This window comes from Rhizobium sp. BK602, assembly GCF_014195095.1.
GTDB lineage: Bacteria > Pseudomonadota > Alphaproteobacteria > Rhizobiales > Rhizobiaceae > Rhizobium.
The window spans coordinates 425,730-439,552 of sequence record NZ_JACIBC010000004.1; the positions used below are offsets into that span (position 1 = coordinate 425,730).

General features: G+C 62.9%; 14 protein-coding genes. 4 read left to right on the forward strand and 10 right to left on the reverse strand.

Annotated elements, in window-relative coordinates; genetic code table 11:
- Positions 1 to 61: 61 nt before the first annotated feature.
- The 4 genes from FHX11_RS15625 (at position 62) to FHX11_RS15640 (ending at position 3,248) form a co-directional block, all read left to right on the forward strand.
- Positions 62 to 901, forward strand: coding sequence for an endonuclease/exonuclease/phosphatase family protein (locus FHX11_RS15625; RefSeq protein ID WP_184358767.1), 840 nt, complete (start codon positions 62 to 64; stop codon positions 899 to 901).
- A 77-nt stretch (positions 902 to 978) separates the two neighbouring features.
- A complete protein-coding gene (locus FHX11_RS15630; protein WP_184358554.1) occupies positions 979 to 1,725 on the forward strand; it encodes a phosphoglycerate mutase family protein in 747 nt (248 codons plus the stop codon).
- The gene (locus FHX11_RS15635) at positions 1,722 to 2,318 is read left to right on the forward strand and encodes a hypothetical protein (RefSeq protein WP_184358555.1); all 597 of its coding nucleotides are present in this window, start codon (positions 1,722 to 1,724) and stop codon (positions 2,316 to 2,318) included. Before FHX11_RS15630 ends, FHX11_RS15635 begins: the two co-directional genes overlap by 4 nt.
- Positions 2,319 to 2,450: 132 nt before the next feature.
- Positions 2,451 to 3,248, forward strand: a complete 798-nt coding sequence (locus tag FHX11_RS15640; RefSeq protein ID WP_184358556.1) for an NAD(P)-dependent oxidoreductase — start codon at positions 2,451 to 2,453, stop codon at positions 3,246 to 3,248.
- Positions 3,249 to 3,283: 35 nt separating this feature from the next.
- Here the strand turns inward: FHX11_RS15640 and FHX11_RS15645 are convergent, their stop codons facing one another.
- From FHX11_RS15645 to kdpC, 10 genes are all read right to left on the reverse strand, one after another.
- Complete coding sequence (locus tag FHX11_RS15645) at positions 3,284 to 4,540, reverse strand: Zn-dependent hydrolase (protein ID WP_184358557.1); 1,257 nt, start codon at positions 4,538 to 4,540, stop codon at positions 3,284 to 3,286.
- 228 nt (positions 4,541 to 4,768) lie between these two features.
- Complete coding sequence (locus tag FHX11_RS15650; RefSeq protein ID WP_184358558.1) at positions 4,769 to 5,197, reverse strand: CopD family protein; 429 nt, start codon at positions 5,195 to 5,197, stop codon at positions 4,769 to 4,771.
- Positions 5,198 to 5,253: 56 nt separating this feature from the next.
- The gene (locus tag FHX11_RS15655; protein WP_184358559.1) at positions 5,254 to 6,300 is read right to left on the reverse strand and encodes a sulfate/molybdate ABC transporter ATP-binding protein; all 1,047 of its coding nucleotides are present in this window, start codon (positions 6,298 to 6,300) and stop codon (positions 5,254 to 5,256) included.
- Between the two features lie 11 nt (positions 6,301 to 6,311).
- Positions 6,312 to 7,184 carry a sulfate ABC transporter permease subunit CysW gene (gene cysW / locus FHX11_RS15660; RefSeq protein ID WP_184358560.1) on the reverse strand — a complete coding sequence of 291 codons (873 nt, stop codon included), beginning with the start codon at positions 7,182 to 7,184 and terminating at the stop codon, positions 6,312 to 6,314.
- The gene (cysT, locus tag FHX11_RS15665; RefSeq protein WP_184358561.1) at positions 7,174 to 8,031 is read right to left on the reverse strand and encodes a sulfate ABC transporter permease subunit CysT; all 858 of its coding nucleotides are present in this window, start codon (positions 8,029 to 8,031) and stop codon (positions 7,174 to 7,176) included. The genes cysW and cysT overlap by 11 nt, the downstream gene beginning before the upstream one ends.
- A 6-nt stretch (positions 8,032 to 8,037) precedes the next feature.
- On the reverse strand, positions 8,038 to 9,069 hold the full coding sequence (locus FHX11_RS15670) for a sulfate ABC transporter substrate-binding protein (protein ID WP_007691787.1): 1,032 nt from the start codon (positions 9,067 to 9,069) through the stop codon (positions 8,038 to 8,040).
- Positions 9,070 to 9,228: 159 nt separating this feature from the next.
- Positions 9,229 to 9,684, reverse strand: a complete 456-nt coding sequence (locus FHX11_RS15675; protein WP_184358562.1) for a PTS sugar transporter subunit IIA — start codon at positions 9,682 to 9,684, stop codon at positions 9,229 to 9,231.
- A gap of 100 nt (positions 9,685 to 9,784) precedes the next feature.
- On the reverse strand, positions 9,785 to 10,477 hold the full coding sequence (locus tag FHX11_RS15680; RefSeq protein WP_184358563.1) for a response regulator transcription factor: 693 nt from the start codon (positions 10,475 to 10,477) through the stop codon (positions 9,785 to 9,787).
- Complete coding sequence (locus FHX11_RS15685) at positions 10,474 to 13,185, reverse strand: sensor histidine kinase KdpD (protein WP_184358564.1); 2,712 nt, start codon at positions 13,183 to 13,185, stop codon at positions 10,474 to 10,476. Before FHX11_RS15685 ends, FHX11_RS15680 begins: the two co-directional genes overlap by 4 nt.
- A gap of 61 nt (positions 13,186 to 13,246) precedes the next feature.
- Positions 13,247 to 13,819, reverse strand: a complete 573-nt coding sequence (gene kdpC / locus FHX11_RS15690) for a potassium-transporting ATPase subunit KdpC (protein WP_184358565.1) — start codon at positions 13,817 to 13,819, stop codon at positions 13,247 to 13,249.
- Between the last annotated feature and the right edge of the window lie 4 nt (positions 13,820 to 13,823).

Here is a 13,823-nt window from a genome sequence, read left to right on the forward strand (position 1 = left end):
CTTCCTATACTCGCGACGACCTGGCTCGCCGGACCCGGCAATGGAAACGGTCGACGGACATATGCGGAAGAAGAACGAAACACTCCGTGCAAGCATTTTCGAATCCCTGAAGAACCGCAGAAAGTCGCGGGCGGCGCAGACGCGCGAGCACACGCGTCCCGCAGGCACGCTGATCGCCTCCTATAATGTCCACAAATGCGTCGGCGCCGACCGCCGCTTCGACCCGGAACGGATCAGCCGGGTCATCCACGAGATCGATGCCGATGTCATCGGCCTGCAGGAGGCCGATACCCGCTTCGGCGAACGCACCGGCCTGCTCGACCTGCGGCGGCTGGAACTCGAAACCGGCCTCATCCCCGTGCCGGTGAGCGGCGTTGCCAAGGCGCATGGCTGGCACGGCAATGTCGTGCTGTTCAAGCAAGGAACGGTGCGCGACGTGCACCAGATCAGCCTGCCGGGGCTGGAGCCGCGCGGCGCGCTGCTGGCCGAGATCGAGCTTGCCCGCGGCGGCACGCTTCGCATCATCGCCGCCCATCTCGGTCTGCTGCATCGCTCACGCGCGCAGCAGGCGCGCCTGATCGTCGAGCTGATGCGCCGCGACAACGACACGCCGACCATCCTGCTCGGCGACCTCAACGAATGGCGGCTCGGCGACCGCTCCTCGCTCAACACCTTCCAGGCCGCCTTCGGTCCCCTGCCCCCGGCGGTCCCCAGCTTTCCATCCACCCTGCCGCTTCTGGCGCTCGACCGCATCATGGCCAACCGCAGTGGTCTGATCTCGACCGTCGAGGTCCATGATTCCCCGCTGGCGCGCGTCGCCTCGGACCATCTGCCGATCAAGGCGGTGATCAGCCTGGAAACATTGAGGGCGGAAACGGAGGCGCGGGCCGAATCCGCGTGACATGGGAAGTACGTTGCGCGCAATGCGCATCCCATCCATGATGGCCTCGAATCTTCATTCGACAACGCGGACTGCTGATGCGCATCTTTCTCGTTCGACACGGCGAATCCCTCGGTAACATCAGCGATCAGGCCTATCGGCAGTTCGGCGATCACAACGTTCCCCTGACGCAGTGGGGCTACCGGCAGGCGCTTGAGGCCGGCCGCGTGATCGCCTCCTATCTGGAGGGATTGCCGGATGCCGACGCGCTGAAACTGAGCGTCTGGTATTCGCCCTATCTCAGAACGCGGCAGAGCAAGGAAGCCCTGCTCGAAGCGCTGCCGAGCGCGGCGGTCGCAGATATCCGCGAGGATTACCTGCTGCGGGAGCAGGATTTCGGCCTGTTCACCGAAATCTACGACCACGCCGAACAGAAGCGCAAGTTTCCGGAAGAGTTCGAAAAATGGGCGCGGCTGCGCAACAGCAACGGGAAATTCTATGCACGGCCGCCGGATGGCGAAAGCAGGGCGGATGTGTCGCAGCGGGTTCGACTTTTCCTGCAGACGGTCATGCATGACGCCAAGGGCGGCCGCAACACTGTCATCATCGTCGGCCACGGCGTCACCAACAGGGCCTTCGAGATGAACTTCCTGCACCATTCGGTCGACTGGTTCGAGCGCTCGGACAATCCGGGGAATGCCGATGTCACCCTGATCGAAGGCAGCGCCAGGGAAGGCTATGCGTCAACCCTGCTGCACAAGGCCGCCGACCGGTTGCCGGGGCAGGACGAATTGCGCGATGCCTACGGGTCCGAGCTGGTGGTGGCGCCGAAGATCGGGCCATGAACAAAGCGTCAAGGCAAATGCCCGACAAAGTTACTCATACCTATGATCCGCATGGCCCCTTTCTGGCGAACATTTGTGATCTGAGCCATGAAGAAGCCGAGAAGGTGCTTCAGCGTATACGGGATACAGGTCACCGAGCAATTAAGACCAACTATCTGCGCAGGCGCCATGAAACAGAAAATTGGCTGATCAGGGAGCGCCATCGTCTGTTAGGCCACACGCAGCGGATGAGGCCAATCTATTTTTTCCTTGGAAACTTTGCAGACGGTAAAGATCACTCGCGGCCCAATTCCCTCGTCATGCCGCTGACAGCCTTTCCCAAGGGCACTATCACTTTCACCTTCCCGGACAGTATGGCGAGCCTACCTATCGCAACGCATAAGAAGTATGAGTTTGAGCGACAACCTTACCATGGACAGGTGTTCTCCTTGGAGGAAATCCGACACGTCATCGCCAAGTTCGGGATGCCGAACGAAAGTTGGGCGGTTGATCCTCGCCGGCGCTTTGATCGCTTCGTAGAAGTCCAAGTTTGGGATGACAGGCCTATTGTCGAATACTTACGCGGATTGGAAGCTATTGCCCACAATGGATGACCTGGAGCAGTGACGCTTAGCCGCGGTATCTCGCATTCCCAGATTTTCAGGCGCGAGCGATGCGGATAGTTGATGACGAGCGAAAATCCATCTTATAGGTTCCGCTTCGATGAGACCCATAGGGAGGAAACCATGCTCAAGACTCTGTTGCTGACCGGCGCGGCCGGCGGCGTCGGCCAGGCGCTGAGACCGCTGCTTTCGCAGGTCGCGGAAAGGGTCGTGCTCTCCGACATCGCCCCGGTCGACAACCTGCGCCCGAGCGAACGGTTCGTCGGCTGCGACCTTGCCGACCGTGATGGGGTCGCCGAGCTGGTCAAGGGCGTCGATGGCATCATCCATCTCGGCGGCATCTCAACCGAGAAACCTTTCGACCTGATCCTGCAGGGCAATATCGTCGGCCTCTACAATCTCTATGAAGCGGCCCGCCGTGCCGGCCAGCCGCGCATCATCTTTGCCAGCTCCAACCACACGATCGGCTATTACCGCCGCGACGAGCGCATCGACAGCAGCGTGCCGACGCGGCCGGACTCGTTCTACGGCGTCTCCAAGGTTTTCGGCGAGGCCGTGGCCAGCCTCTATTTCGACAAGTTCGGACAGGAGACCCTGTCTGTGCGCATCGGCTCCTGCTTTCCCGAGCCGCGCAACACGCGCATGCTGGCGACCTGGCTCAGCGTCCGCGATTTCCTCTCCCTTTGCGCGCGCGCCTTCGAGGCGCCGCGGCTTGGCCATACCGTCGTCTACGGCGCCTCCAACAATGACGAGCAATGGTGGGACAACCGCAATGCCGCATTCCTCGGCTGGAAACCGCAGGACAGCTCCGCCGCCTGGCGCGAGCAGATCCTGTCGAGTGCCGAACCGGACGATCCGAACGACCCGGCCGTCATCTTCCAAGGCGGCGGCTTCGCCGCGTCCGGGCATCCGGAGGACTGAAGCCGACGCATCACGGAAGCGCCGTCAGTTCCCTCTCATGCAGGACCGGATGGCGCATCTTCGAGCGCGAGACGGCGAACGACGTCGAGGAGAATATCGGCTCCGGCGACCAGCTCCCTGTCGGTGGTAAACTCCCTGGGATTGTGACTGATACCGCCGCTGCTCGGAACGAAGATCATGGCGGCCGGCGCGATGCGGGCGATCATCTGCGCGTCATGTCCCGCGCCTGAGGTCATCCGCCGGCAGGCAAGGCCGCGCTCCCGCGCCGCCTGCTCCACCAGTTCCACGATCGCGCGGTCGAACGTCACCGGTTCGAACCGGGCCAGCCGCTCGACGGACACGCCGACCTGCTCTTCGGCGCTCACGGCTTCCAGAAATGCGGCAAGCGCCGCTTCCTCTTCCCGCAGCCGGTCCTCGTGCGGATCGCGCAGATCGACGGTAAAGCTGGCGCGCGAGGGAATGACATTGATGGCATTGGGCTCGAAGGCGATGCAGCCGACGGTGGCGACCGTCGGTGTGTTCGAGGCCTTCGCCCGATCACGCAGGAAGATGATGACGCGCGCGGCGGCATGGCCGGCATCGCGGCGCATCGAGATCGGCGTCGTGCCGGCATGATTGGCATCGCCGACAATGGTCACCCTCTGCCAGGAAATGCCTTGCAGGTTCTCGACGGCACCGACCGGAATGCCCTCGCGTTCCAGAACCGGACCCTGCTCGACATGCAGCTCGATATAGGCATGCGGCGTCATGAAGCCCGGCGCATCTGTACCCGCATAACCGATACGCTCCAGCTCCTCGCCGAGGACCGTGCCGTCGATACCGATAGTGGCGAGCGCCAGATCCACGTCAAAACCGCCGGCATAGACGAGCGACCCCATCATGTCGGGCGCATAGCGGACACCCTCCTCGTTGGTGAAGGCCGCCACGACGAGGGGGCGCGATGGGAGGAGGCCCTCTTCCTTCAGCGTCTGGATCACCTCGAGCCCGGACAGCACACCATAACACCCGTCATAGATGCCGGCATCGATCACGGTATCGATGTGCGAGCCAAGCATCAGCGGTGGCCTGCCGTCCGTCCCGTCAGGACTCCAGATGCCGAATATGTTGCCGATGCGATCGACGGCGGTCCGAAGCCCCGCTTCCTCGAGCCAGGTGACGAGACAGTCGCGGCCGAGCTTTTCCGTATCGGAGGCGGCAAGGCGTATCAGCCTGCCCTCCCCATCGCGGCCAATCGCTCCCAGGGTTCGGATGCGACCGAGGAGACGCCCGGCATCGATCGAGGAATTGCTCATGTTTCGGCTCCGTTTTGCTCTTTGCGGAGGTGGCGTCCGACATCCTTTGCCCCACGGCATCGCGCGGTTTCGACGGTCCTCATCGATGTCGATGCGGAGGACGACCACTCCTTCTTTTGCCGCTGGAAGATAGTGCAACGCCGCCGAAATGAGCGCTGATATTCAGCCGCCATTTTGCAAGTTTGTTTCGTTGAAATATGGAAAGGACTGGCGAGTCCTGTCGCATCCCTAGAAAGGTTTTACGACCGCCAGCAAGGCAATCAGAACGAAACAGGCGAAAATGATCGGTGCGGACTGTCGCAACATGCCTGGCAATTCGCCGCCCGGCTCTTGCGCCAGTCGTCTAAGCATGCCCGCTTCCATGCCATGCAGGGCGCTCAGCACCAGAACGGGCACGAGCTTGATCCATAACCATGGCGCCCAGTACCATTGCCCGATGATCGCCATTGAAATGCCCGCCGCCCAGACGAGGCCGAGCGCCGGCACCGTGACCATGCGGTCCCAATGCTGAATGCGGGCGACGAACCGCGCTTCCCCTTCGCTCAACGCGTCACGCCTGCCGGCAACGAGCGTCAGCGCGAAGGCAAGCACCAGCATGCCGCCGATCAGGGCGATCACCGCCATGACATGAATGGCTTTCAGATAGATATAGGTCATGCCCCTCTCCCGAATGGCGCGCTCATCATTGGCAAACCATCCGGAAAAGCAAGGTCTCAATCGCCGTTGCGGAAGAGCTTCCAGCGGGTCGGGCGGAAAGCGATGCGGTTGCGGTCGAGCGCGCCGGCCTTGTCCGGCGGCAGCTCGATTTCGATGGTCTCGTGCCCCTCGCCGATATTGATTTCGATATGGCGGGTGCCGGCCACGCGGCGGCTGGAGGTCAAGAGGCCGGCGATACAACCGCCGTCGCCGTCATGCAGTTCGATATCGTGCGGACGGAAATAGAGATAGGCCTCGCCTTCCGGTTCCTGCGGCGTGCTCAGGCCGAGCGGCCGGTCCTCGAACCAGATCTCGCCGTTCAGAACGCGCACCTTGACGCGGTTCGACTGGCCGATGAACCCGTAGACGAAGGGCGAATTCGGCGTGTCGTAGATCTCGTCGGGCGTGCCCACCTGCTCGATCGCACCCTTGTTGAGCACGACGACGCGGTCGGCCAGTTCCAGCGCCTCTTCCTGGTCGTGCGTGACGAAAACGGTGGTATGGCCGGTGCGGTCGTGAATCTCGCGCAGCCACTTGCGCAGATCCTTGCGCACCTGCGCATCGAGCGCACCGAAGGGCTCGTCGAGAAGCAGCACGTTCGGCTCGACCGCCATGGCGCGAGCGAGCGCCACGCGCTGCCGCTGGCCGCCGGATAGCTGCGCGGGATAGCGCTTTTCAAGGCCGTTGAGCTGCACCAGTTCCAGCAATTCCAGCGCACGGCGATGGATCTCGGCGCGCGGCGGGCGACGCGAGGCCGAGCGGACCTTCAGGCCGAAGGCGATATTGTCCAGCACCGTCATATGGCGAAACAGCGCATAATGCTGAAACACGAAGCCGATATTGCGCTGCTGCACCGTCTTCTTCGACGCATCCTCGTCGCCGAAGAAAATCTTACCCTCGGTTGGCGATTCAAGCCCGGCGATGAGGCGCAGCAACGTCGTCTTGCCCGAACCGGAAGGGCCGAGAAGCGCGATCAGTTCGCTGGAACGGATATCCAGGGAGACGTCATGCAACGCGGGAAAGCGACCGAATTCCTTGCGCAGGTTTTGAACGCGAACTTCCATTAACAATTCCTTCAGTGACGCCGGCTGGCTGCGATCTCTTCGCTATAGCGCATTTCCAGCAGCGTCTTCAGTATAAGTGTGACAAGGGCGAGCAGGGCGAGAAGCGTGGCAACCGCGAAGGCCCCCGAGAAATTATATTCATTATAGAGAATTTCGACCTGCAGCGGCATGGTGTTGGTCTCGCCGCGAATATGACCGGAGACGACCGACACGGCGCCGAACTCGCCCATGGCGCGGGCATTGCAGAGCAGCACGCCGTAAAGCAGGCCCCATTTGATGTTCGGCAGCGTCACATACCAGAAGGTCTGCCAGCCATTGGCGCCGAGGGAGAGCGCCGCCTCTTCGTCCGCGGTTCCCTGCTCCTGCATCAGCGGGACGAGCTCGCGCGCCACGAAGGGGAAGGTGACGAACATCGTCGCCAGAACCAGGCCGGGCACCGCGAAGAGAACCTGAACGCCGTGGCTCTGCAGCCAGGGGCCAAGGACGCTGTTCGAACTGAACAGCAGCACGAAGACCAGACCCGAGATGACCGGCGACACGGAGAACGGCAGGTCGATAAGCGTCGTCAGGAACGCCTTGCCCTTGAACTCGAACTTGGCGATCGCCCAGGCGGCTGCGACACCGCAGACGAGATTGAGCGGCACGCTGATGCCGGCGACGATCAGCGTCAGCCGGATCGCGGCGAAGGTTTCCGCGTCCAGCAGCGAGCTGAAGAAAGCTTCGATCCCCTTGCGGAAGGCCTCGACAAAGACGGCAGCGAGCGGAAGCAGCACCATCAAGGTCAGAAAGACGAGCGAGATCGCCACGAAAACCCACCGCGCGAGCCTGCTCTCGGTGATGACGGAATGAACGGCGTCCGAGGAAGAGACGGCATCATGCGCCATAGCCGTATCTCCGTCTGCTCCAGGATTGAATGAGATTGATGACCAGCAGCATGATGAAGGAAATGACCAGCATCATCGTCGCAATCGCCGTCGCCGCCGCGTAATTATATTCCTCGAGCTTGATGACGATGAGCAATGGCGCGATTTCCGAGACATAGGGCCGGTTGCCGGCGATGAAGATCACCGAACCGTATTCGCCGGCCGCACGCGCGAAGGCGAGCGCAAAACCGGTGAGCGCCGCCGGCGCCAGGCCCGGCAGCAGCACGCGGGTGATCGTCTGGAAACGGCTGGCTCCGAGCGTGGCCGCGGCCTCCTCGACCTCGCGGTCGATCTCCTCCATGACCGGCTGCGCCGTGCGCACCACGAAGGGCAGGCCGACGAAGATCAACGCGATGACGATGCCGACCGGGGTGAAGGCGATCTTGATGCCGAGCGGCGTCAGGAACTGCCCGATCCAGCCATTCGGCGCATAGAGCGTCGTCAGCGCGATGCCGGCGACCGCGGTCGGCAGCGCAAAGGGCAGGTCGACCATGGCGTCGATGATGCGCTTGCCCGGAAAGCGGTAGCGCACCAGCACCCAGGCCATGATCAGTCCGAAGACGGCATTGACGACCGCGGCGATGAAGGCGCCGCCAAAGCTCATGCGCAAGGCATTGAGCGTGCGTAGATCAAGCGCGATGGCCCAGAATTGGGACCAGCCGAGAGAACTGCTCTTCCACAGCAATCCCGTGAGCGGGATGAGAACGATCAGGATGAGCCAAGTCAAGGTAACGCCGAGCGCCAATCCGAAGCCCGGAATGACACTCGGCTGCCGAAACCGCCACCGTTTGCGGGTTATTGCATGCATTCAGAATTATTGTCCCGGCTTGTAGATCTGGTCGAAGACGCCGCCATCGGCGAAGAACTTCGGCTGAGCTTGAGACCATCCGCCGAAATCGTCAATGGTTGCGAGCTTCAGGGCCGGGAACCGGGCAATATCCTTCGGGTCGGCCGCTTCCGGCTTGATCGGCCGGTAATAGTGCTTGGCGGCGATCTTCTGACCCTCGTCGGAATAGAGGTAGTTCAGATAGGCTTCGGCCTCCTTGCGGGTGCCCTTGGTGTCGACATTGCCATCGACGACGGCGACCGGCGGGTCGGCGCGGATCGAAACGGTCGGCGTCACGATTTCGAACTTGTCGGGGCCGAGTTCTTCAAGCGAGAGGTAGGCTTCGTTTTCCCAGGCAAGCAGAACGTCGCCGAGACCGCGCTGGACGAAGGTGGTGGTCGCGCCGCGCGCACCGGTATCGAGCACCGGCACATGCTTCAGAAGCTGGGCGACATAGTCCTGCGCCTTGGCGTCATCGCCGCCGTTCGCCTGCTTGGCCCAAGCCCAGGCCGCCAGGATGTTCCAGCGCGCGCCGCCGGAAGTCTTCGGGTTCGGCGTGATGACTTCGACGCCGTCCTTGACGAGATCCGACCAATCCTTGATGCCCTTCGGATTGCCCTTGCGCACCAGGAAGACGATGGTCGAGGTATAGGGAACGGAATTGTTCGGGAACTTGGTCTTCCAGTCGGCCGGGATCTTCTTCGTCGCCTTGGCGATGGCGTCGATATCGCCTTCCAGCGCCAGCGTCACGACATCGGCGTCGAGACCGTCGATGACCGAGCGGGCCTGGGCGCCGGAGCCGCCATGCGAAGCCTTGATATTGATGGTCTCACCCGTGTCCTTCTTCCACTTGGCGGCGAAGGCTGCGTTGAAATCCTTGTACAGCTCACGCGTCGGGTCGTAGGAAACATTGAGAAGCGTCTTGTCGGCCGCCCATGTCGGCGCCACGGCACCAGCCAGAGAGAAACTGCCAATCAGGACCGCGGTGGCGAGAAGCCGGGAAAGCTTTATCGTCTGCATGGGTGGACCTCCTTCGTTGTTACTAAACCCTATCAACTTGGTCGTATAAAGTAACGAAGATTGTTCCCGCTTGGCGCCGTTACATAGAACAGCATCCCATAGAATCAAGGAAAGTGAAATTGCATTCTCGCAGATCGCTCACAACTGCCCCGTGCCCCCTCAAAGGGTCGAGCTGGACATGAAAATCGAATAGAGTTCATCGGCACCTTTCGCCTGCCGCATGGCCGTCAGCACGCCGTCGGCCCGCAGGCGCCGGGCGGTGGCGGCCAGGACGTTCAAATACTCGCTGCGGCCGTTTTCGCCGAACAGCAGAACGAAGACCAGATCGATCGGAATGTCGTCGATCGCCTCGAAATCGACGGGATGGGCGAAACGGACCATCAGCCCGCGCGGGCGTGTCATGCCTGAGATCGCCGCATGCGGAACGGCGATGCCATTGCCGATGCCGGTGGTTCCCAGTTTTTCGCGACCCTCCAGTGCCCGCAGGACGGATGCCTCATCAAGCCCGAGACACTGCGCCGCCTTGAGGGACAGGATCTGCAAGGCCCGCCATTTGGTCGGCGCCGAGAGGCCGACAAAGACGTGCTCAGGCAGGATGATGGTCGAAAGGTCCATGGTCACTCTCATGCTTGCAGGTCGATGATGTCGGCACGGTTTGGCGGCGTCTGCCCGGTCGATTCGAAGCCGGCGCATCGAAAGGATCGAAAGCGCGATATCATTCCGGCTCACGCAGACGGTAGCCGACACCGGTCTCGGTCGTGATGTAGTGCGGCTGGTCGGGGATCTGCTCGACCTTCTGGCGGAGCTGGCGGACATAGACGCGCAGATATTGCACATCCGCCGCCGGTCCCCAGACCTGCTTCAACAGGAACTGATGCGTCAGCACCTTGCCGGCATGCTGCGCCAGGACCCGGAGGATGTCGTATTCCTTCGGCGAGAGCTTGATCTCCCTACCGTCGACCTTGACGATGCGCTTGACGAGGTCGATGGTGAGGCCGCCGGTCTGGAAGATCGCCTTCTCGCCCTGCTGCTGCAGGCGATGGCGCAGCGCGACGCGAATGCGCGCGCCGAGTTCGTTCACGCCGAAGGGCTTGGTGACATAGTCGTCGGCACCGCTTTCCAAGGCCTTGACGATACCCGCCTCGTCGGTGCGGCTCGACAGGATGACCACCGGGACCGAGATCCCGTCCTCACGCCATTCCTGCAGCAGATCCTGGCCGGATGTGTCCGGCAGCCCCAGATCCAGCACGATCAGATCGGGAAGATCCTCCTCGACGGACTGGCGCGCGGCGGCGGCGTTCGGGGCCTCGTTGACCACATAACCCTGGGCGCTCAGGCCGACGCGCAGCAATTTGCGGATCGGCGGCTCGTCGTCGACAACGAGTATCTTGACGGCGGTCGTGTTCATTTCAGCTCATCCAGCTTGGGGATATCCGTTGGTCTCGGCAGGCGAATGGTGAAGACCGCCCCCTGACGGTCGGTCCTGTTGCCGGCGATAATGGTGCCGCCCATGGCCTCGATGAAGCCGCGGCAGATGGAAAGCCCGAGACCCGTGCCGGCCCGCACCTGATCGCCCTTGCGCACGCGATAAAAGGTGTCGAAGACGCGCTCGAGGTCGGCGGGCGGAATGCCAGGACCCTCGTCCATGACGCGGAAGACGATATTGTCGATATCGGCCCAGGCCTCCAGGCGGATGCTGGACCCTTCCGGCGCATATTTGGCGGCATTGTCGAGCAGATTGAACAGCACCTGCTCGAACAGCACGGGATCGACCTTCACCATCGGCAGGTCGGCGGGTATCTCGATCTCGACCCGATGATGGGCGAGGATCTTTTCGCCGCGCCGCAGCGCGCTGCCGACGACATCGCCGGCATAATGCAGCGCATGGTTCGGCTCCATGGCGCCGGATTCGATCTTGGTCATGTCGAGCAGATTGGCGATGAAGCGATTGAGCCGCTCGGACTCATCCACCACGGTCGTCAGAAGATCGGCGCGATCCTCCTGCGACATGGTTTCCAGATAGTCGCGCAAGGTGCCGGCCGCGCCGAGAATCGCGGCAAGCGGCGTCTTCAGATCATGCGAGATAGAGGTCAGCAGTGCCGAGCGCAGCCGGTCCGCCTCGACGGCCAGCTTGGCGCGGTCGACATCGGCGACGAGTTGCACCCGCTCGATGGCAAGAGCCGCCTGGTCGGCGAGCGCATCGAGAAGCCGCTGCTGCTCCGGCGTCAGCAACGGACCGTCACGGCGGTCGCTGTCGAGGCCGATGACGCCGACCGCAGTGCGCCCGGTGCGCAGCGGTACATAAAGACGCTTGGCGCCCGGCAGCGTATCGGCCCCTCGCCCGGCCGCATGATTGTGCTCCCAGGCCCAGCGCGCGGCGGCGATATCGGCATCGTCGAGCGTATCGTCCGGCGGATAGCCGGCCTTGACCGCAATGGTGCCGTCCTCGGGCAGCAGCAGCACCACCCGCACCTTCAGCATCGAGGCGAGCTGGAAGGCCGTCGCCCACAGCACATCGTCGAGCGTGCCGGTGCCGGCGAGCTTTTTCGAGAAAAGATAGAGGTCTTCGGTCGTTCTCGCCCTTTGTCGCGCCGAAGCCGCCTGCCGCTGCACGGTCGCCGTCAGATTGCTGGCGATGATGGCGACGCCGAGGAAGAAGAAGAAGGCGAGCACGCTTTCCGGGTCGCTGATCGTCAGCGTATAGCGCGGCGGCAGGAAGAAGAAATTGAAGGCGAGCGCCCCGAGCAGGCAGGAATAGAGGGCCGGCCGCAAGCCTTGCGTGACCGCCGTCGCCAACACCGCCATCAGGAAGACCAGCGCCAGGTTGCGCACATCCAGCACCTGGTCGAGGATGACGCAGAAGCCGAGGGCGACGGCGACATAGAGCGTCGCCAGCAGATAGCCGCGAAGCTGGAATGGCGACGGCGCAGGGGCAGCCTTGACGCCGCGGCTTGCCGCCTGACCGTCGGCCTCGCTGCCGGAAATGACGTGCACGCTGATGTCGCCGGCCTTGCGGATCAGCTCGTAGGAGACCGAACGTTTCGACCAATCTCGCCAGGTGCCGATCTTCGGCGAGCCGATGACGATATGGGTGACATTGTTGCTGGCCGAATGGCGCAACAGCTCCTCGGCGACCTCGCGTCCGGGGATGGTGATCGCCTCGCCGCCGAGCTGTTCGGCGAGCCTGAGCGTTGCGGCGATGGTGTCGCGCTGCGCCTCCGTCAGGCTGATCGAGCGGTTGGTCTCGACATAGACGGCGGCCCATGGCGCGCGCAGGCGCGAGGCCATGCGCGCGGCATAGCGCACCAGCGACGCCGAGCGGGGATGATGGTCGATCGAGACCAGCACGCGTTCGCCAGCCGCCCAGGGACCGGAGATCGCGTGCGCCTGCATATGCGTCAGGAGCTGATCGTCGACCCGCTGCGCCGTGCGCCTCAGCGCCAGCTCGCGCAGCGCCGTCAGATTGCCGGGTGTGAAATAATTGGTCAGCGCCCGCTCGGCGGTCCTCGACACATAGACCTTGCCGTCGTGCAGGCGCTTGATCAGGTCGTCGGGTGTCAGATCGATGATCTCGACATCGTCGGCCATGTCGATGATCGAGTCCGGCACGGTTTCACGGACGCGAACACGGGTGATCTGCGACACCACGTCGTTCAGGCTTTCGACATGCTGGATGTTGAGCGTCGTATAGACGTCGATGCCGCGCTCCAGCAGCTCCTTGACGTCGAGGTAGCGTTTCGGGTGGCGGCTACCATGCGCATTGGTATGGGCGAGTTCGTCGACAAGCACGAGGCCGGGCCGGCGCTTCAAGATGGCGTCGAGATCCATCTCGTCGAGCGCGCGGCCCTTATAGTCGACGTTGACGCGGGGGATGATCTCGAAGCCGTCGAGCAAGGCCTGCGTCTCGCGGCGGCCATGGGTCTCGACCACGCCGACGACGACATCGACGCCATCGGCGATCTTGGCCTTGCCGGAAATCAGCATCTCATAGGTCTTGCCGACGCCGGGCGCCGCGCCCAGAAAGATCTTCAGACGGCCGCGCGCCTCGGCCCGAGCCTTCTCCAGAAGCGCGTCGGGCGAAGGCCTGTTCAGCATGTCGCGGTTATCGTCTGGCATCGATCGGTCTTTCGTGGCAGGCGGAGATTGCGGCGGTCATCGCCGCCGTAACCCCTTGACCTCACTGAGTCATAGAAGCATCCAACGCCTGGTTCAATGCCAGGACGTTGACGACGGGTTCGCCGAGGATGCCAAGTTCGCGCGGCTCGACGGCGGCCTCGACGATGGCGCGCAGCTTCGCCTCGTCCATGCCCCGCGCCTTGGCGACGCGCGGGATCTGGAAATAGGCATCGTCCGGCGAGATATCCGGATCGAGACCGCTGCCTGATGTCGTGACGAGATCGATCGGCACCGGCGCATTCGGGTTCTGCGCCTGCAACGTCGCGGCATCGCCCTTGATGCGGTCGAGCATCTTCTGGCTGGTCGGACCGAGGTTGGAACCGCCGGAAGACGAGGCATCGTAGCCATTGGTGCCGGCGGCCGAGGGGCGGCCGTGGAAATAGCGGTCGCTGGCGAAGGCCTGGCCGATGAGGCTGGAGCCGATCACCTTGCCGTCCTTCTCCACGAGACTGCCGTTTGCCTGATGCGGGAACAGCGCCTGGGCGACGCCGGTCATGGCGAGCGGATAGGCAAGGCCAGTGACGGCGGTGGTGACGACGATCATGACGATGGCCGGTCTGATTTGTTTCAGCATGGGA

Coding starts and splice junctions, on each gene's coding strand:
- FHX11_RS15625 (WP_184358767.1), top strand. CDS start 62: ATGCGGAAGAAGAACGAAACACTCCGTGCAAGCATTTTCGAATCCCTG.
- FHX11_RS15630 (WP_184358554.1), top strand. CDS start 979: ATGCGCATCTTTCTCGTTCGACACGGCGAATCCCTCGGTAACATCAGC.
- FHX11_RS15635 (WP_184358555.1), top strand. CDS start 1,722: ATGAACAAAGCGTCAAGGCAAATGCCCGACAAAGTTACTCATACCTAT.
- FHX11_RS15640 (WP_184358556.1), top strand. CDS start 2,451: ATGCTCAAGACTCTGTTGCTGACCGGCGCGGCCGGCGGCGTCGGCCAG.
- FHX11_RS15645 (WP_184358557.1), bottom strand. CDS start 4,540: ATGAGCAATTCCTCGATCGATGCCGGGCGTCTCCTCGGTCGCATCCGA.
- FHX11_RS15650 (WP_184358558.1), bottom strand. CDS start 5,197: ATGACCTATATCTATCTGAAAGCCATTCATGTCATGGCGGTGATCGCC.
- FHX11_RS15655 (WP_184358559.1), bottom strand. CDS start 6,300: ATGGAAGTTCGCGTTCAAAACCTGCGCAAGGAATTCGGTCGCTTTCCC.
- cysW (WP_184358560.1), bottom strand. CDS start 7,184: ATGGCGCATGATGCCGTCTCTTCCTCGGACGCCGTTCATTCCGTCATC.
- cysT (WP_184358561.1), bottom strand. CDS start 8,031: ATGCATGCAATAACCCGCAAACGGTGGCGGTTTCGGCAGCCGAGTGTC.
- FHX11_RS15670 (WP_007691787.1), bottom strand. CDS start 9,069: ATGCAGACGATAAAGCTTTCCCGGCTTCTCGCCACCGCGGTCCTGATT.
- FHX11_RS15675 (WP_184358562.1), bottom strand. CDS start 9,684: ATGGACCTTTCGACCATCATCCTGCCTGAGCACGTCTTTGTCGGCCTC.
- FHX11_RS15680 (WP_184358563.1), bottom strand. CDS start 10,477: ATGAACACGACCGCCGTCAAGATACTCGTTGTCGACGACGAGCCGCCG.
- FHX11_RS15685 (WP_184358564.1), bottom strand. CDS start 13,185: ATGCCAGACGATAACCGCGACATGCTGAACAGGCCTTCGCCCGACGCG.
- kdpC (WP_184358565.1), bottom strand. CDS start 13,819: ATGCTGAAACAAATCAGACCGGCCATCGTCATGATCGTCGTCACCACC.